The organism is Streptomyces sp. NPDC048584, from assembly GCF_043199595.1.
Classification (GTDB): Bacteria; Actinomycetota; Actinomycetes; order Streptomycetales; family Streptomycetaceae; genus Streptomyces; species Streptomyces edwardsiae.
Window position 1 is genome coordinate 174,916 of record NZ_JBICWF010000001.1, and the last position, 18,555, is coordinate 193,470.

The 18,555-nt window shown below is 72.3% G+C and carries 10 protein-coding genes and 1 pseudogene; 8 read left to right on the forward strand and 3 right to left on the reverse strand.

What is annotated here, in order from left to right:
• The first annotated feature begins 77 nt into the window (after positions 1 to 77).
• Together ACGFR9_RS00775 and ACGFR9_RS00780 are read left to right on the forward strand one after the other, a co-directional pair.
• Positions 78 to 6,893, forward strand: a complete 6,816-nt coding sequence (locus ACGFR9_RS00775; RefSeq protein WP_393201530.1) for a DEAD/DEAH box helicase — start codon at positions 78 to 80, stop codon at positions 6,891 to 6,893.
• Positions 6,890 to 9,130, forward strand: a complete 2,241-nt coding sequence (locus tag ACGFR9_RS00780) for a UvrD-helicase domain-containing protein (RefSeq protein WP_393201533.1) — start codon at positions 6,890 to 6,892, stop codon at positions 9,128 to 9,130. The genes ACGFR9_RS00775 and ACGFR9_RS00780 overlap by 4 nt, the downstream gene beginning before the upstream one ends.
• Here the strand turns inward: ACGFR9_RS00780 and ACGFR9_RS00785 are convergent.
• Positions 9,090 to 10,046, reverse strand: a complete 957-nt coding sequence (locus tag ACGFR9_RS00785; RefSeq protein WP_393201536.1) for a serine/threonine-protein kinase — start codon at positions 10,044 to 10,046, stop codon at positions 9,090 to 9,092. The two genes, ACGFR9_RS00780 and ACGFR9_RS00785, sit on opposite strands and share 41 nt — an antisense overlap.
• Before the next feature lie 309 nt (positions 10,047 to 10,355).
• Between ACGFR9_RS00785 and ACGFR9_RS00790 the strand changes: the two genes are divergently transcribed.
• Together ACGFR9_RS00790 and ACGFR9_RS00795 are read left to right on the forward strand one after the other, a co-directional pair.
• Positions 10,356 to 12,518 (forward strand): N-6 DNA methylase, encoded by a 2,163-nt coding sequence (locus ACGFR9_RS00790; protein ID WP_393201539.1) that lies wholly within the window; start codon positions 10,356 to 10,358, stop codon positions 12,516 to 12,518.
• Positions 12,519 to 12,622: 104 nt separating this feature from the next.
• The gene (locus ACGFR9_RS00795; RefSeq protein WP_393201541.1) at positions 12,623 to 12,778 is read left to right on the forward strand and encodes a hypothetical protein; all 156 of its coding nucleotides are present in this window, start codon (positions 12,623 to 12,625) and stop codon (positions 12,776 to 12,778) included.
• A gap of 43 nt (positions 12,779 to 12,821) precedes the next feature.
• Here ACGFR9_RS00795 and ACGFR9_RS00800 read toward each other — a convergent pair whose 3' ends face one another.
• Together ACGFR9_RS00800 and ACGFR9_RS00805 are read right to left on the reverse strand one after the other, a co-directional pair.
• On the reverse strand, positions 12,822 to 13,025 hold the full coding sequence (locus tag ACGFR9_RS00800) for a DUF397 domain-containing protein (protein WP_393201544.1): 204 nt from the start codon (positions 13,023 to 13,025) through the stop codon (positions 12,822 to 12,824).
• Positions 13,022 to 13,882, reverse strand: coding sequence for a helix-turn-helix domain-containing protein (locus ACGFR9_RS00805; RefSeq protein ID WP_393201547.1), 861 nt, complete (start codon positions 13,880 to 13,882; stop codon positions 13,022 to 13,024). The genes ACGFR9_RS00800 and ACGFR9_RS00805 overlap by 4 nt, the downstream gene beginning before the upstream one ends.
• A gap of 403 nt (positions 13,883 to 14,285) precedes the next feature.
• On the opposite strand from ACGFR9_RS00805, the gene ACGFR9_RS00810 reads away from it, so the two are divergent.
• The 4 genes and pseudogenes from ACGFR9_RS00810 to ACGFR9_RS00825 all read left to right on the forward strand — a co-directional run bounded on the left by ACGFR9_RS00810 (position 14,286) and on the right by ACGFR9_RS00825 (position 18,513).
• The gene (locus ACGFR9_RS00810) at positions 14,286 to 15,524 is read left to right on the forward strand and encodes an AAA family ATPase (RefSeq protein WP_393201550.1); all 1,239 of its coding nucleotides are present in this window, start codon (positions 14,286 to 14,288) and stop codon (positions 15,522 to 15,524) included.
• Positions 15,521 to 16,171 (forward strand): hypothetical protein, encoded by a 651-nt coding sequence (locus ACGFR9_RS00815; RefSeq protein ID WP_393201553.1) that lies wholly within the window; start codon positions 15,521 to 15,523, stop codon positions 16,169 to 16,171. The genes ACGFR9_RS00810 and ACGFR9_RS00815 overlap by 4 nt, the downstream gene beginning before the upstream one ends.
• 172 nt (positions 16,172 to 16,343) lie before the next feature.
• Entirely contained in the window at positions 16,344 to 16,787 is a 444-nt protein-coding gene (locus tag ACGFR9_RS00820; RefSeq protein ID WP_393201556.1) for an ATP-binding protein, read from the forward strand.
• A 183-nt stretch (positions 16,788 to 16,970) separates the two neighbouring features.
• Positions 16,971 to 18,513 (forward strand): annotated as a pseudogene (locus tag ACGFR9_RS00825) (protein kinase).
• Positions 18,514 to 18,555: the final 42 nt, after the last annotated feature.

Consider the following 18,555-nt stretch of genomic DNA (forward strand, 5'->3'; position numbering starts at 1 on the left):
TTTGACGCTGATCGTCACCGCGTCGGTTCGGTGTCGCGGGCGGCGGTCGTGGTAGCCGTTCTGCCCGAAAGGTCCTCGTGAAGCCCACCCTGGCGGCCGCGCAGCTCCGCGGCAGTCTGACGCAGTACCTCACGACGACGTACGCGCTGGCCGACGAGGACACACGGCTCGCGCTGGAGCGGTTCCTGGGGGATCCGGAGACGGGGATCTTCCGGGGGCCGTATCTGCGGATCAGGACGCCGTTCCATCCGGCCGGGGACGGGTGGCGGTCGGCGCTGGAGTGGCAGCCCGCGTTCACGCCGTGGCGGCATCAGGCGAGGGCGTGGGAGCGGCTGAGCACGTATCGGGGGGCGGCCCGGCCGACGCTCGTGACGACCGGCACCGGGTCCGGGAAGACCGAGTCGTTTCTCGTTCCCGTGCTCGATCACTGCCGGCGGCAGAAGGCTTCGGGGCGGCGCGGGGTCAAGGCCGTACTGCTGTATCCGATGAACGCGCTCGCCACCGACCAGGCGGGTCGTATCGGCGAGTATCTGGCGCAGCCGGAGCTGGCGCAGGTGACGGCCGGGCTCTACATCGGAGACAAGCCGGACACGGATTTCCGGCGGGTGATGACGCGGCGCGAGGAGATGCGACAGGCGCCGCCTGACGTGCTGATCACCAATTACAAGATGCTGGACCTGCTGCTCCAGCGCGCCGAGGACCGGCCGTTGTGGGACGGCGCCGAGCCGGCGTACGTCGTGCTGGACGAGTTCCACACCTACGACGGCGCGCAGGGCACGGACGTGGCGATGCTGCTGCGGCGGCTGGCGTCCGCCGTGGGCGCGTCGAAGCCGGAGCGGCCGCTCGGGTCGATCTGCCCGGTGGCGACGTCGGCGACGCTCGGGGAGGGCGGGGGCGACGGCAGCGGCATCCTCGCCGTCGCGGAACAGGTCTTCGGCGTGCCTTTCGGGGCGGACGCGGTGATCGGTGAGGAGCGGCTGAGCGCCGAGGACTTCGTCGGCGGCGTCGACTACGAACTGCCCGAGCCGCCCGGCCCGAAGGAGGTCATCGACGTCTCGGGCGGGCCGGGCGTGGAGTCCGACCCGGACCGGCTGGACCTGGACGGGCTCGCCGAGCGGCTGCTGGGGCGGCGTGGCCTCGACGCCTTCCGGATCGGGCGGCTGCTGCGGAAGCACGCCTTCACCCGCGAGGTGCTGAGGCTGCTGAGCGGCGATCCCCTCGACGAGTGGGCGCTGCGGGACCGTATGGCCCAGTTCGGATACGCGTGGGCGCGCACCGCCCGCGAGAACCCGCGGCTCGCGCTGCAGGCGCTGTCGCGGTTCGTGGCGCTGCTGTCATCCGCCCGGGACCCGGAGTCCGACGAGCGGCGGCCGCGTCCGCTGCTGCACATCGAGGCTCATCTGTGGGTGCGGCCGGTGGGCCGGGTGCTGAGCGGGGTGGGCGGCAGGCCGGAGTTCCGCTGGTACGAGGACGAGCGCACCGTCGCCCGGCGTTCCGCGCTCGGCGCGGCCTCCGCGTCGAAGGAGTCGGCGGAGAGCGACGAGTGGCCGTCGGCGGACTCGCGGCGGCCCGAGGCGCTGCCCGGCTCGGACACCGTACAGCGGCCGTCACAGGCGCATCTGCCCGCCGTCTACTGCCGGGTGTGCGGGCGTTCGGGCTGGGCGGCCCTGTCCCCGGAGGCCGATCCGCAGAAGCTGGAGACGAGCCCGCCGAAGATCTGGCAGGCCTCCGTCGGACGCGACAAACGGCGGCTGCGCTACTTCGTCTCCGCGACCCAGGCGGAGGCGCGTGACGCCCTCGCCGCGCTCACCGGCAGCGCGCCGAAGGAGGCGGGCGGTGTCGACCCGCAGTCCGTGGTGGTGCTGGACGGGGCGCAGGGCACGTACCGGATGCCCGTCGCCGAGGACGGGGAGGGGCTGCAGGACGCCTGGTTCGCGCGCGCCCTGCTGGACAGGAAGACCGCCGACCGGGCCGCCAAGGACGACACCTGTCCCGCGTGCGGCGTCGACAACGGCATCCGCTTCCTCGGCACCGCGCTCGCCTCCCTGGCCTCCGCCACCGTCACCCAGCTGTTCACCGGCGGCCAGGAGATCGCGCTGGCGCCGGAGGAGCGCAAGACGCTGCTGTTCAACGACTCGACGCAGGACGCGGCCCACCGCGCCGGCTACGTCGCCAACGCCTCGTACAAGTTCTCGCTGCGCTCCCTGCTCGCGCACCGGCTGGACGACACGGGTACGCCGCTGCCGCTGAACGACCTGATCGGTGACGTCCTGGACGCCGTGGACGACCCGCAGACGCTGGCCGCGGTCGTCCCGCCGGATCTGCACGACGAACCGGGTGTGGACCGGCTGCTGTCGGGGCGCGGCACCGGGGACGCGCGGACCTGGAAACTCATCGGTGAGCGGCTCGCGTTCGCGACCGTCATGGAGTTCGGGCTGCGCTCGCGGCTCGGCCGCACCCTGGAGCTGACGCGGACGACGGCCGCCGAGGTGGTGATCGCCGAACCCGACCGGGTCGTGGCCCTCGCCCGCGACCTGCATCTCACCCTGCCCGGGCAGCTGGGATTCGACGGCGGTCTGCCGACTCCGGACCGCTATCTGGCGTACGTACGGGGGCTGTTGGAGCGGATGCGGCTGCGTGGCGGGGTACGGCACCGGTGGCTGGACACCTGGATCAAGGAAGCCGGTGTCAACCAGTACCTCATCTCCGGGCAGCGCCCGGAGGGCATGCCCGCCTTCCCCGAGGGGTATGTGGCACCGCCGCGCTTCCTGCTCGCCGGGCCCAAGGAGAGGACCAAGTTCGACACGGTCACCGGCCGGGGCAACTGGTACCAGGACTGGACCCGCCGCTGCCTCGGCCTGGACGCCGCCCAGGCGAGCGAGTATCTGCGCCGGCTGCTGCCCGTCCTCGTGGACGTGGGCGTGCTGTCGGCGCGTACCGCCAAGGACCGCACCACCCGCGTGTACGGGCTCCAGCCGGGCCACATCCAGGTGCGGCTGCTCGCGGACGACCTGGTCAACAAGGCGTTCGTGGCCTGCGAGGAGTGCGGCTGGCAGCAGGTCGTGCCACCCGAGCGGCGCACCCGCTGGTACGGGCACCCCTGCCCGCGCTGGCGCTGCACCGGCTTCCTCACCCCGCCCCGGTCCGGCATGTCGTCCACCATGTCGGGCAGCGGCGGTTTCACCGGGAAGCTGGAGCGGGACTACCGGGCCGACTACTACCGCCGTCTCTATCTGACCGGCGGCACCTACCGGGTCGTCACCGCCGAGCACACCGGCATGCTCACCCGGCCCGAACGCGAGCGCGTGGAGCGGACCTTCCGGCAGGGCACCCACTACACCGACCCCAACGTACTGTCGTGTACACCCACGTTGGAGCTGGGCATCGACATCGGTGACCTGTCGGCCGTACTGCTCGGCTCGCTCCCGGGCGGCCCCGCCAACTACGTACAGCGCGCGGGACGTGCGGGCCGGCGGACCGGGAACGCGCTGGTGGTCGCCTTCGGCGGGCGCCGGGCCCGCGACCGGTACTACCTCGACGACCCGACCGAGATGATCGCCGGCGACATCGTGCCGCCGGGCTGCTATCTGTCGGCCGTCGAGATCCTGCGCCGCCAGTACACGGCCCATCTGCTGGACCGGGCGGCACGCGGCGGGCTCACCACGGACGACGGCGAGTCGCTCATGCCGCTGCCGCGTCTGTCGTCGGCGCTGTTCGGTACGACCGGCTGGTGCCAGGACCTGTCCGACGCGGCGCTCACCCACGGGGCGCGGCTGGTCGAGGAGTTCCTGGCGCTGTTCCCGGCCGGTGACGGCCCCGACGACGACCGGGGCGTCTCCGCGCACGCCGCCGACGAGCTGCGCGCCTACGCCACCGGTGGTGTCGCGCGCACGCTCGCGGAGGCCGAGGAGGAGTGGACGGCCCGCCGCGAGGAGCTGCGCCGCCGGATCGCCGCCATCGACACCGCCGTCGACGGCCTGCTCGCCGAGGACCGCGAGCAGGGCGCCGAACGCCGCGAGTTGCTGGCGGAGCGGCGCGCCACCGGCGAACTACTGCGCCGGCTCAGCCAGACCAGCGCCCACGGCGCCCTCGTCGAACTCGGCCTGCTGCCCAACTACAGTCTCACCGACACGACGACGTCCCTCGAGGCCACCCTCTACTGGAAGGAAGGGGCCGACGACGGCACGGAGGGCGACGACGACCGCCGCGAGTGGGTGTACCGCAGCGAGACCCGCGACTACGAACGCTCCCGCAGGCTCGCCCTGACCGAACTCGCCCCCGGCAACAGCTTCTACGTCAACGGCTACCGGCATGTCGTACGCGCCCTCGACATCGGCAGCCCGGAGCGGCGCGCCTGGTCGGTGTGGCGCCTGTGCCCGGCCTGTGGTTACGCGCGCACGCACGGCGACCCGAAGAACGACACCTCCCCGTGCCCCCGTTGCGGCTCCCGGGAGATCGCCGACGCGGGCTGTGTGCACCACGTCCTCACGCCCCGGCGCGTGACGGCCCGGGACAAGCGGGACGACGCCCGGGTGCGGGACGACCGCGACGAGCGGGACCGCAGGCGGTACGCGGTCCTCACCACCGTCGACGTCGACCCGGCGCACCTGGCGGCCGGATCGTGGCGGCACGACAGCGCCGTCTTCGGCGCCGACTTCACCCGCAGGGCCGTCGTACGCACCCTGAACCTGGGCCTCGACCGGCAGGACGGCAGCAGCACGGTCCCGCTCGCCGGCGACGACGTACGGCTCAACCCGTTCTACGTGTGCACCAGTTGCGGAGGTGCGACGGCCGACGGGCGGCCGGTGGTCGACCAGTCGCAGCACGCGCTCACCGCCTCCCTCGCCCACTCCACCCGCGGCAGCGCCCACCACCAGCTGTGGTGCCCGCGCAGGCGGCTGCGCGGCAGCGGGGAGGAGCAGGGCGCCGGCACGGACGTACCCCTGCTGCTGGCACATGAGCTGACCACGGAGGCCGTCCGCATCCTGCTGCCCGCGTCCGTGGCACGGGCCAAGGAGCGGCTCGCCTCGTTCACCGCCGCGCTGTTCGCGGGCATAGCGGCCCGGTACGGCGGCGACCCGGACCACATCGACATCACCGCCGCGTCGATGCCGGACGGCGAGGACCGCGACTGGCCGCGCCGGTTCCTCGTGGTGTACGACCGGCTGCCCGGCGGCACCGGCTATCTGCACCGCCTCGCCACCTCCGACGGCTTCCGGGAGGTCCTGCTGAAGGCCCGCGAGGTCATCGAGGAGTGCGACTGTCTGCGCAAGGGCCTCGACGGCTGCCACCGCTGTCTGCTGCGCCGCGTCCCGCCGGCCGACTACGACCGGGTGAGCCGCAACGAGGTGCGGCAGATGCTGGACGAACTGCTCGGCGCGGACGGCGAACGCTGGTCCACCTCCCCCGTCACCACCACCCAGCACATCCCGATGCACCAGCAGGCCGAGAGCGACCTCGAGGTCCTGTTCATCGACACCCTGCGGGAGTGGGCCGCGCTCCCCGAGATCCGCGCCGGCGCCGACGCCTACGTCACCCCAGCCGGTACCCACGCGCTGGACCTGCGGCTGACCGCCACCGACGGCACCACGCTCAGCTGGCGCGTCTCCCAGCAGCGGGTCCTCGACGGCACCCGCCCCGACGTCCTCTTCGAACGCGTCGACGCGCCCGGCCCGCGCCTCGCCCTCTACCTGGACGGCTACGAGTTCCACGCCGGACGGGAGCACAACCGGGTCGGTGACGACGCCGACAAGCGGACCCGGCTGCGCGCGGAAGGACTCCGGGTCTTCCAGCTCACCTACGGCGATGTGAGCGACTGGCGGCGCCGGGTCCGCGACACCGGGCGGGGGGCCGCGGGGCCGGCCGACCCGGTGTGGGAGCCGTACGGGGAGAAGTCCCGTGAGACGGCCCGCAGCTATTACGCCGCCGTACGCGGCGGGCTGCCCGGGGAGCTCGCGGAGACGGTGTGGGTCAACCCGGCCGTGCAGTTGGTGGAGTATCTGCGCCGGCCGGACGCGGAGCGCTGGCGGTGGCGTGCCGAGGCCGCACTCGCCGGGTTCATGGGCGGCGGCACCCGCCCGGCCGCGCTCACGCCGGGAGTCCTGGGCGGGCAGATCGCGGCGGCGCTGCGCGGGGAGACACCCGCGGGGCCGCGCGGCCCGGTGCAGCTGTTCTCCGTGACCGACCGGTCGGGGCTGCCGCTGGTGTTCGCCGCCGACGGCCGCGTGAAACCGCCCGCGTGGACCGGCATCGTCCTCCTCGACGACGCGCACGGCGTCCACACCCGCGAGGAGGCGCACAAGCGGCGCTGGCGGGCCTGGCTGTACTGGTCCAATCTGCTGCAGTTCCTCGACACCGGCGGCGGCGACGCCGTACAGCTCACCACCGGGCACCTCGGCGGGTTCGCGGTGGAGACGCTGGGGGTGACGGGGGGCAGTGGGGTGCTGGAGAGCCTGCGCGTGACGCTCGCGCACGGCACGGCGGCGCCGGCCCCGGCTGCTGCCGAGGTGCCCGCCCCGCCCGTGCGGGACGCGGCGTGGGAGAAGGTCATCGAGCTCCTCCACGTCGACGAGCCCGCCCTGCTCGCGCTCGCCGAGGCCCTCGCCGCGCGTGGCGTCCCGGTGCCCGAGGACGGCTACGAGCTCGACGGGCACACCGGCTGGCAGGCCGAACTGGCCTGGCCGGACGGCCGGGTCGGAGTCGTCCTCGCCCCGCGGCCGCCGGAGGGCGAGGACTTCGACCCGGAGGCCGCCGACCGGGACCGTGACTTCGCCGCGGCCGGCTGGGAGGTGCGTACCGCCGCCGACTGGACGGCCGACGCCCTCGCCGAGCGGATCGGCCGTCATCCGACAGACGACACCACCAAGGACAACGGGGGGAACGAAGAGCCGTGACCGGCAAGAACGTCACACTGCGCCTGCTCGACAAGGCCGACCGGGAGATCCTCAGGCTCCCCCGCCCGGTCAAGGGCGCGATCTACGACTTCCAGCACAAGTTCAAGACCAACCCCGACTCCGCGGGACTGCGCCTCAAGCGGCTGCAGGGGCACGACAAGCTGCACTCGGCGCGCGTCAACGACGAGTACCGGGCGCTGCTGCTGCGGCTGGCCGACGACGACTGGCTGATCGTCTCGGTCAAGCACCGCAAGGACGTGTACGCGCACCTGGACCGGCTGACGTACTCGGTCAACCGCGTCACGGGCGGTATCGAGTACGTGGACCTCCAGGTCGTCCAGGAGGAGGTTCTCGCCCCCGCGCCGGCCCCCGAACCGGCGGTCCCCGAACCGGCGGCCCCCGAGGCGCTGTTCGCCGCCTGGTCGGAGCAGCAGCTCACCGACCTGGGCGTGGCGCCGTCCCTCGTCCCGGTGGTCGCCGCCCTGACCACCGAGGACCAGCTCCTCGGGCTCGTCGAGTACGCGCCGCAGCTCACCGGCGAGGTGCTGCTGGCGCTGTACGACGGCAAGGCGTACGACGACGTCCTGGAGCAGGTCACCGCCCCCGTCGCCACGCCCGACCCGGTGGACCCCGAGGACTACCGGGCCGCCGCCGACCGTCCCGCCACCATCGTCACCACCACCGACGACGCGCTGCGCGAGGCCCTGGAGGGCGAGGACTTCGGCCGCTGGAAGGTGTTCCTGCACCCCACCCAGGCCAAGCTGGTCGCCCGGGACTACAACGGTCCGGCGCGCGTGGGCGGCGGCCCCGGCACCGGGAAGACGATCGTGGCGCTGCACCGGGTCAAGCACCTGGTGGAGCGGCTCCCGGCCGGCCGTACGAAGCCGGTCCTGCTGACCACGTACAACAAGAACCTGGCGGCGGACCTGCGTTCACGGCTGCTCGCCCTGGGCGGTGAGGCGCTGCTGTCGCGTGTCGAGATCAGCCATGTCGACCAACTCGCGCTGCGCACCGTACGGGAGGCCGAACCCGGCAACCGCAAGCGGATCGTCGACGAGGCGCAGGCGGTGCGCGAATGGCGTTCGCTGCTCGACGAGCTCGGCGAGGACGGGTGGGACGCGGAGTTCCTGCACGACGAGTGGACGCAGGTGATCCTCGGCCAGGCGGTCACCTCCCGCACGGACTACTTCCGGGCCCGCCGTGCCGGCCGCGGACGCACCGTCAGCCGTTCCGAACGCGCCGAGATCTGGCAGCTCGCCGAGCGGTTCACCCAGCGTCTGGACCGGCTCGGGGTGCAGACATGGGACCAGATCGCGGAGCGCGCCGCGCAGTTGGAGGCGGGTCGCGCCCGGCGCATCCAGGACATCGAGCGCCGCCGTGAGGAGGCGGGCGGCCTCGACAATGTGCACATGGCCGACGGTTCCGGGGGCTGGCTGCGTTACCGGTACCGGCACATCGTGGTCGACGAGGCCCAGGATCTGCGGCCCGCGCACTGGAAGATGCTGCGCGCGATGACCGCCCCCGACCGCAACGACCTGTTCCTGGTCGGCGACACCCACCAGCGCATCTACAAGAACCAGGTCACGCTCGGCAGCCTCGGCGTCAACATCCGCGGCCGGGCGTCGAAACTCTCCCTGAGCTACCGCACGACCCGGCAGATCCTGCGCTCGGCGCTGAACGTGCTCGGCGAGGAGACGTACGACGACCTCGACGGCAGCACGGAGACGCTGGCCGGGTACCGGTCCGTGCTCAGCGGGGGCGTGCCGGATCTGCACCGGCTGGGCGACTGGGTGGAGGAGCGGGAGGCGATCGCCGCGCTGATCGAGTCGTGGGGGGACGTTCCGCACGAGCAGATCGCCATCGCCGTACCGACGAACGACATGGCGCGGGAGACCGCGACGACGCTGCGGGAACACGGTGTCATGGCGGTCGAGATCGGCCCGGACGGGCCGCTCGGCGAGAGCGGCGTGCACATCGGCACGATGTTCCGGTTCAAGGGCCTGGAGTACCAGCGCATGATCCTCGCCGGGGTGACCGACGGGCTGGTGCCGCATGCCAGGGTCCAGCAGCGGCGCACCACGGACCCGGCGCGCTACCGCACGGAGATGCTGCGTGCCCGGTCCCTGCTGTTCGTGGCGGCGACGCGTGCGCGGGACAGCCTGGACGTGTTCTGGCACGGGGAGCCGAGCCCGTTCCTCAGGGAACTGATCGAGGTGCGCCCGCCTGCCGCGGCATGACCGGCGCCTGTGGCAGCAGGAACGGCCGCCGGGGGTCCTCCGGCGGCATCCTGCGGGTCGCGAGAGCCGGTTCGGGGGCCGGCAGGTACGGGGCGAGGGCCGTGTACACGTCCGCCGCACCGGCGGGCCGGTCCTCGGGCCGCTTGGCGAGCAGGGCGTCGGTCAGGTCCTGGAGCGCGGGCGGGGCGTCCAGACGGGGCGGGGCCGCGGTGAGGTGCCGGGTCACCAGTTCGGCGGGGTTTCGGGCGTCGAAGGGCGGGCGGCCGGTGAGCAGGTGGTGCAGCAGACACCCGACCGCGTACAGGTCACTGCGTCCGTCCAGCGGCCTCTCCCCCGACAGGAGTTCGGGTGAGGCGTAGGCGATGTTGCCGAGCGCCTCGCCGGTCATGGTGAGCTGCGGGTCGGTGTCCGAGAGGACTTTCACCAGACCGAAGTCGAGGATCTTCACCAGGCCGCTGGCGCGGACCATGACGTTCTGCGGTTTGAGATCACGGTGCACGAGACCGGCGTCGTGCGCGGCGGACAGCCCCGAGCACAGTTGCGCGGCCACGGACACGGCGGCGGGCACCGTCAGCCGCCCGTCGTCGGCGCCGTCGACCACGTTGTCGAGGGTCGTCCCGTCGACGAGCTGCATCACCAGACAGCACACGTCCTCGGTGACGGCCGCGTCGTACACGGTGGTGATGTTGGCGTGATCGAGCCGGGCGGCCGCCTTGGCCTCCCGCTCGAACCGCGCGAGAGCCGTACGGCGCAGATCGGGCAGGGCGAGCAGATCCGCGGCGACGGTCTTCACGGCGACGGGCCGCTCCAGGAAGACATCCACCCCCTGCCACACATGCCCCATGGCCCCCCGCCCCAGCACCCGGTCCAGCCGGTACCGGCCCCGCACCACCTTGCCCGCGGCGAACTGCTCCACGCGTGCTTCTCCTCCGATCCAGCCCGGCGACACGTGCCGCCGACATCAGGGACGCCGTGCTCCCGCCCCGGCGGCATTGGGCCGGCGGGGGTTGAAGACCCAGACTCCCTGGGACTGGGTGGCGCCCAGCACCCTGCACGAAACCTTCGCCCGCCCCTCCCCTGAACTGCGATTCCCGGGTAGCCACCCATGCCCCGGAAGCGACACCAGAGAAGCACATCCGTGAAAGCCTCGTCAATCACATTGACAGATATGGCGGGCGCTGTAGGTTGTTGACTGTTCACTCCAGAGAGGGTCAGGACTTCCGCCATGCCCCAGTCATCCGCGCAGGTGACCGCCGCCGAGATCTCCCGTATCGCGGGGGTCACGCGTGCCACGGTCAGCAACTGGCGCCGTCGGCACGAGGACTTCCCCGCGCCGGCCGGCGGCACGGACAGCAGTCCGCTGTACGACCTGGAGTCCGTGCGCGCCTGGCTCGCCTCGCGTGGTCACACCTCGGCGGCCACCCCGTCGGAGGAGTTGCGTACGACGCTGCGCCTGCGGGCGCAGGGCGGCGGCAGCGGTACGTCGGAGGGTCTGCTGCTGCTCGTCCTGGCGGCGGCCGGGCATACGGCGGCGGAGCTGACGGCTGTCATGGAGCTGCCGGACGCGGATCTCGTGGCGCACGCGCGGCGGGACGCGGTGGCGGCGGCCGACGCCGTGCCCGCCGCCGACCCGGTGCGTTTCGAGGCGGGGGACGCGGCGGCGCTGCGCGCGCTGTACGCGTGTGTACGGGACGAGGGCGGCCAGGCGGCGCTGGGCGTGCTCGCGGAACGGGAGCTGGAGGACAGTGCCGCGTCCGGCGCGTATCCGACGCCCGCACCGCTGGCCGACCTGATGGCCCAGCTGATCCCGGGCTCCCCGGCCGGTGTGCTGGACCCGGCCTGTGGTGGCGGCACTCTGCTGGCGGCTGCCGCCCGGCGGGGAGCGCGCGAGCTGTACGGCCAGGACAGCCTGCCCGTGCAGGCCCGGCGCAGCGCCGTGAGCCTGATGCTGACGGCTCCGGAGGCCACGGTCACCCTGCGCGCCGCCGACAGTCTGCGCGCGGACGCGTTCGCGGGGCTGGTCGCGGACGCGGTGCTGTGCAATCCGCCGTACGGCGTCCGGGACTGGGGGCACGACGAGCTGGCCTACGACCCCCGCTGGGCGTACGGCGTCCCGGCCCGCGCCGAGTCCGAGCTGGCGTGGGTGCAGCACGCACTCGCCCACCTGGCGCCCGGCGGATACGCGGCGCTGCTGCTGCCGCCGGCCACGGCCGGGCGCGCTTCGGGGCGGCGTGTGCGGCAGGAGCTGGTGCGCAGCGGGGCGCTGCGGGCGGTGATCGCGCTGCCGGTGGGCGCGTCGGTGCCGTTGCACATCGGGCTTCAGGTGTGGGTGCTGCAACGGCCCGAACCGGGCGGCGCGGAGCGCAAGTCGGTGCTCTTCGTGGACACGGCGTCAGCGGGAGCGGCGACGGACCGTACGCGGGGGGCGAGCCGGTCCGCCTCCCTGGACTGGCCGGGCGTCACAGCGCGGGCCCTGGACGCGTGGCGGGCGTTCGCGGAGGCCCCGGACGTGTTCGAGGGCGAACCGGGTGTCGCGCGCGCGGTCGGTGTGGTGGATCTGCTGGACGACGTGCTGGATCTGACCCCGGCCCGGCTCGTAAGGGCGTCACGCTCCGAGGCCGATCCCGCGGAACTGTCGGCCGAGGTCGCCACCACCCGCCGGGACCTCGCCCGGGCCGCGAAGGCGCTCGCGCGGGCGGCCGGTCACGAGGAGTGGAGCGCGGCCGGGGCCACGGCACGGGAGTGGCGGACGGCCACCGCCTCCGACCTCGCGCGCGGCGGGGCGCTCACCCTGCTGCGTACGGTGCCGGAGGGCACGCGCGGGCGGACGGACGAGGACGGGAGCGGGGAGCGGGCGGAGGTCCGCGCGGTGCTCACCGGCGCGGACATCTCGCGCCGTTCGGGTCCCACGGGTAACCCGGCGGAGCTGCGGAGCGACATGGCTCCGGTGATCGCCGTGGGGGACGTTCTCGTACGGGCGGTCGTGGGCGGGGAGGGGCCGATGGCCCGGGTGGCGGGCGAGGAGGACGCCGGCGCGTTGCTCGGACTCCACATCCACCTGTTCCGCCCGGACCCGAAGCGCCTGGACGCCTGGTTCCTCGCCGGGTTCCTGGGGGCGGACGAGAACATCGCGGGCGCGTCGACGGGCAGCACGGTGCTCAGCGTCAGTCCGGGCCGGCTGCGGGTGCCGTTGCTGCCGCTGGAGGAGCAGCGGCGGTACGGCGATGCCTTCCGGCATGTACACGCGCTCCGGGCGGAGGCCCGGCGGGCGACGCGGCTGGCGGAGGAGACGGCGCGGTTGCTGGCGGGCGGGCTCACGGGCGGGCAGTTGCTGCCGTCGCGGGAGGCGGCGGAGGTACGCGGTCCGGGTGGCGATTCGCCCCATTAGGCACGCGCCCCTTCACACATAGACCACACTTGTCGGACCGCCCGGCCCACTGATCGGCTCGGGCGGTGGGGTCGGGACATTTCGGAAGGAATCCGGGGATCCAGTTGAACAGCAGTAAGCACACGGAGTTGGCGAACCACGCGTGGTCCGTCGCCGACCTCCTGCGGGGGGACTACAAGTTCAAGTCCAACCTCGACCGCAGCGCTCGCCGCGCGGCCTGGCGGATGATCCGCCGGGAGGAAGGGTTGGACGACTTCTGAGGCAGAGGGTGGAGCCCAGCACGCGCCGGGCTCCACCACTCGCTCATCCCGCAGCCTTCTCCACGAACCCTGCCCACGCCTTCGGCCCGAAGGCCAACCTGGTACCGGCCGGGCACTTGGAGTCACGCACGAGGACCGCTCCGGGCACTGCGGCAACCTCTACACACTGGCCACCCTCAGCACCGCTGTAACTGCTCCTGACCCAATCGAGTTCGGTCGTCAACGTCCGGCTCTCAGTGGCTGTCATAGCTCTCCCAGCAGCTTCGCGATGTAATCCCGGCTCTCCCGTGGAGCGAGCGCCTGGCTACGGATAATCCCATACCGGGCCGCCGCCAGGTTCGTCTCGTCCCGCTTGGTCTCGAGACTGCTGCTGCCCTGTACTTCCGCGTACACGAACTGCTCTCCGCCCTTGCGGTTGATCACCGTGAAGGGTCCGTCGATGCCGGCGTTGTCATCTCGATCCGTGGGCATGACTTGCAGCTCCACATTCCGCTTGTCCCCCACAAGGAGTAGATGCTCAAGCTGCCCTCGTAGCACTGCCTTTCCCCCATGCGGCCTGCGCAGAGCTGCCTCTTCCATGACGAAGCTCATCAGAGGGGCGGGCCAGCGGTTGAAGATCTCGTGTCGCGCCAGACGGGCAACCACTCGCTGCTCGATGGTCTCTTGATCCAGCAGCGGGCGGCGCATGGCCAGGATGGCTCTCATGGTCTCCTCGGTCTGCAAGAGACCGTTCACCACGATGGTGTCGTAAGCGCAGAGCTCGACCGCCTCTGCCTCAAGCCTTGCCATGTCCCGGAAGAACCTGGGGTACTGGGCCCGAGCCATCTCCCCCTTCAGGGCGTTGAGTAGCCCACCCGCCCCCAACACCTCATCCGCCTGCTCGATGAACTGAGGTTGCGGAATCCGCCTCCCCTGCTCGATCGAAGCCACCGAGTCCGCCGAGTACCCCACCCGCCTCCCGAACTCCGCCCGCTCCATCCCCGCCCGCGTCCGCAGCAGCTTCAGCTGCCGTCCGAACGCGGTCACCACGCCCGTACCGGGCTCGTCCTCCGGCCGCCGCTGCTGCCGTACCGCCGCCGACTCCTCGTCCCGCACCTCGGTCATCGCCCTGCCCGCCTCTCCCCGCGTACCGTCCCGTACAGCGCCCCGCACCCACCTCCCGTACAAAACCGCGGAAGTAGCACGTCACCACTGGTCACGCTAGGCCACATCCCGCCACCCTGAGTGCCGGGCCGCCCCTCGACCACCCGTCCCGGTGAACCGGTCCACGATGCGCTCACCTGCGGCCCTCACCTGACCCGGTAGGCACCACGCCGAACGTCACGGACCTCGGACGTGCTGTCAGTGACCAGCCCTAATCTGCTCAGCAAGCCGGGACGCCTCGCAGCGGACCCACTCTCTGGCCGGCGTTCCGGCCGCGCACTCACAGGAGGGAGGCAAAGGGTCGGGGCCACACGTCCGCACCGAACCACCGCACCGAGATCACCGACCCGATAGGTTTCGTCCCATGCCTGGCCGCCTCCTCGAACTGCACGTCGAGAACTTCCGCAGTCTGCGCGACGTGACCGTGCCGCTCGGCCCACTCACCGTGTTAGTGGGCCCCAACGGCGCGGGCAAGTCCAATGTGCTGAAGGTGTTCGACTTCCTCGCCGACATCATCCGCACCGACCTCCAGCCGGCGCTCGACGCCCGCGGCGGGTTCGACGAGGTGGCCTTCTGGGGCGGGACCAAGCCGCCGACGACCATGCGCATCCAACTCAAGGCGACCTGGACCACGAACTCCACCCTCAACGCACCGGACGAGTACGGCCTCACCATCCGGCGCCGTTCTCTGCGGTTGAAGCGGAGCGACGAACGACCGTCCTACTACACGCTCTCCCGCGAAGAGAGCTTCGCGTTCAAGCGTAGGCAGGGGCGGGGTCGGCGCATCACCATTTCGGGTGAGGAAGCGCGCATCCTCGACGTACGCGCGGGCAAGAGCGGGGGCAGCTCCAGCATCGGCATCCGCAGGCTGAGTAGCGGCCTGTCCACCCTTCCCCGGCTCGGCCCCGCCGACGGCGGCGACGAGGTGACCCGGGTCGCAGACCGGCTGTCGTCGTTCCGGGTCTTCGACGTCGACGTGGAAGCCGCCCGGCAGCCGACCCGCTTGCGCGGTACCGACTTCGGAGCGCTCTCTCCGCACGCCGAGAACCTGGCCGGGTTCCTGATCCATCTGAGCGGCCGCGAGGAGATCTGGGACAATCTGGTCGCCGACGCCCGCACGGTCCTCCCGCAGTTGGAGAACATCGAGTTCGAGGAAGCCGGCGGGGCGACCGACCAGCTGACCGTCGTGCTACGCGAGCGCGGCCTGCGCCGTCTGACTCCCCTCGCCGACGCCTCCTACGGAACGGTCCGCCTGCTGGGACTGCTCGCCCTGCTCTACGACCCCCACCCGCCCGCGTTCACCTGCATCGAGGAGATCGACCACGGGCTGCACCCACAGGCGCTGGAACTCGTCGTACAGCGGCTGCGCGAGGCCGCCGAGCGGACGCAGTTCATCGTCGCCACCCACTCCCCCGCCCTCGTGAACCGGCTGCGGCCGGAGGAGTTCGTCGTGTGCGACCGCGACGAGGACGGTGCGTCGATCATCCCGGCGCTCACAGTCGGCGAAGTGAAGGCCATCGTGGAGGAATCGGGTGAACAGCCGCTCGGCGAACTGTGGTTCTCCGGCGTGCTGGGCGGCGACCTCACCGGGGGTGAGCTGTGACCCCGAAGGGACCGCAGGCCGACAAGCGGGGCATCATCGTGCTGGCCGGTGAGGACCAGAACGACTGCGACATCCTGGCCGCACTGATACGCGCCCACCGACCGGACCTCGGCGCGGCTGCCAAGCTGGTCCGCATCAACGACCCGGTGCGGCTGCGCCGGAAGTCCGGCCCGGACCTCACCGCAGCAGTGCGGGCACTGGCCGGCAAGGCCCGGGCCAAAGCCCGCCAGCAGCGGTCCGATCTGCTCGGGTTCATCGTCCACGAGGACCTGGACGGCTACACCGACACCCAGTACGACCGGATCCGCAAGGCCTTGTCCGGGGAGTTCGCGCGCCAGTGCACGGAGTTTCGGACCGCGGTCGCACTCGCGGCGTGGGAGAGCGAGGGCTGGCTGCTGCTTTTCCCCGAAGCCTTCCCACACGTCCGCCCGCGCTGGCGGGTGCCCGAGCGTCTGCTCGACAAGGACACAGGCCGTCTCAAGGACGCCAAGGAGGAACTCAAGCGAGGGCTGGGCATGCCGGTGTTCCGGGAGTGCGACGGCCCAGCGGTCGCCCGCGAGGCTCTGAAGCACCGGCTGATCCCCTCCCCGCGCGGCAGCAACCGTTCGTACGCGGACTTCGTCGGGGACCTCACAAGCTGGAACTGACCAACGACACCTGACGGCGCGGCCCACATGGCCCTCGGCCGGCTCTTGTCGCCAGGTCCTCGCCTTGTGCCGCGTACCGTTCCGTACAGCGCCCGCGCCCACCGCGTACGAACCCCCGGAAGCAGCGCGTCACCACTGGTCACGCTGGGCGACGGCACGCCACCGTAAGGGCATGAACGTCACACAATCGCCCCCTACGGTGCACCAGTTCTCGATGCGCTTCAGCTCCACTCCACGCGGCGCCCGCCTTGCCCGGCGCATGTGCGAGCACTGCCTGGACGCCTGGGGTGTGCCGTACGACAGCGACGCCCACGACACGGTCACGCTCGTGGCGGCGGAACTGTCCGCCAACGCCGTGCGGCACGGGCACGTTTCCGGCCGCGACTTCCACGTACGTCTGACCGCCGACCCGGCCGCCCGCACCGTACGGATCGAGGTCACCGACACCCGGGACGAACGCCTCCCCCAACTCCCCGCCACACCGCCCGAGGACGGCGAGAGCGGGCGCGGCCTGCTGCTCGTCGCGGCGCTCGCCGACCGCTGGGGCTGCTCGCCGCGCGCCGGGGGCGGGCCGGGCAAGACGGTGTGGGCGGAGTGCACGGCGTACTCCGGCTGACCTGATCACACCCGCACCACCTGTCCCGGTTGGACGCACGCGCCCCCGCCCGGAAGACTGATCCCGACCACAGCGCAGCACTCTTCGGGCACTCCACGTGAGCGGGGGCGGGATCAGGTGCCGGACGACGTACGACGGATCGCGGGACGCTACGAACTCCTCGAGCAGTTCGACCACGGCGGCATGGGGGACGTCTGGCGCGGCTACGACGCCGTGCTGGACCGGCCCGGTGGCGGTGAAGCTGATCCGGCCGCAGGCGGTGACGTCCCCGCACCTGGCGGAGGAGTTCGAGAAGCGCTTCCGGCGCGAGGCACGCGTCACCGCGCGGATCCAGCACCCGGGCGTCCCGCAGGTGTACGACGCGGTCCTGGACGAGTCGTACGAGCAGCTGTTCCTCGTGATGGAGCTGGTCGACGGCGTCCCGCTGACCGCGTACGTACGTCCCGACCAGCGGCCGCCGCTCCCCGTCAGCTGGGCGGTGGCCGTGGCGGCGCAGGTGGCGACCGTGCTGTCGTACGCGCACGACGTGCCGGTCGTCCACCGTGACCTGAAGCCGGGCAACATCCTGGTCTCCCGCGACGGCACGGTGAAGGTGCTGGACTTCGGCATCGCGGCGATCCTGCGCACGGACGTCACCAAGCTGACGGCGACGGGCAGTCCGGTCGGGACGTACCAGTACATGGCGCCGGAGCAGGTGCGCGGGGCGCGGGTCACGCCCCGCACCGACCTGTACGCGCTCGGCTGCGTGCTGCACGAACTGCTCTGCGGGCGGACGCTGTTCGGCGGGGACAGCAAGTGGCAGCTGATGATGCAGCACATCAACGCGGCCCCGACACCGCTGCGGCAGCTGCGCGCCGACGTGCCTCAGGCGCTGGAGGAACTCGTCCTGCACCTGCTCCGCAAGGCGCCGGAGGCGCGTCCGGTGGACGTGCAGGAGGTGTACGAGCGGCTGCGGCCGTTCCTGCCCGCGCCCGGTGGGGAGCCCGCGCCGCAGGCGGGTCCCGTCGGGGCGCCCGACCCCACCGGCATCTTCCGCCACCCCTACGCGCCCCGTTCGCGCGCCGGCGCCGCGGGTGCGCGGCGGAACGCGCCGGACGCGGTGCCCGCACCCGTGCTGCCGCCCGCCCAGCGTAACGAACTGAGGGAGCGGACCCGCGAGGTGTACGAGCACTGCGCCGCGCTGTAGGACGAGGACCGCTTCTCGCAGGCGGCCGAGGTGGTGGGCGAGATGATCGATCCGGCCGCCCGGGTACTCGGCGCGGAGAGCAAGGCGGTACTCGCGCTCCGCAGACGCCGGGCGTTCAGCCGCCAGCTCGCCGGTGATCACCGTTCCGCGCTGCCGGAGTTCGAGGCCCTGGCCGACGCGTACGGCCGGGTCAGCGGGCCGAACAGCGAGGAGTCGCTGGACTGCCGCGCCCAGGCCGCCCGCTGCCGTGGCGAACTCGGCCAGGTCACCGAGGCGCTGGCCGGGCTGAACGGCGTACTCGACGCCGTCCGGGCCGTCGACGGCGACGCGAGCGAGAACGCGGTGGAACTGCGCCGCGACATCGGCATGCTGCTCCTGGCGCAGCAGCGGGCGGCGGAGGCGTACGACGTGCTGGAGCCGCTGCACGCGGACCTGTGCATGGTGTACGGCCCGGACGACGAGCTGACGGCCGAGGTCGCGGAGACGCTGGCGGTGATCCGCCTGGACCTCGACGGCGGCGCCTCTGGATCTTCTCCCTGACCTGGCCTACGTCTCTGCCCCCGCCCGCACGGACACTAGGAT

What these genes read in the sequence shown, in the direction of transcription:
- ACGFR9_RS00790 (WP_393201539.1), top strand. Translation starts at nt 10,356, where the DNA reads ATGCCCCAGTCATCCGCGCAGGTGACCGCCGCCGAGATCTCCCGTATC.
- ACGFR9_RS00800 (WP_393201544.1), bottom strand. Translation starts at nt 13,025, where the DNA reads ATGACAGCCACTGAGAGCCGGACGTTGACGACCGAACTCGATTGGGTC.
- ACGFR9_RS00805 (WP_393201547.1), bottom strand. Translation starts at nt 13,882, where the DNA reads ATGACCGAGGTGCGGGACGAGGAGTCGGCGGCGGTACGGCAGCAGCGG.
- ACGFR9_RS00810 (WP_393201550.1), top strand. Translation starts at nt 14,286, where the DNA reads ATGCCTGGCCGCCTCCTCGAACTGCACGTCGAGAACTTCCGCAGTCTG.
- ACGFR9_RS00820 (WP_393201556.1), top strand. Translation starts at nt 16,344, where the DNA reads ATGAACGTCACACAATCGCCCCCTACGGTGCACCAGTTCTCGATGCGC.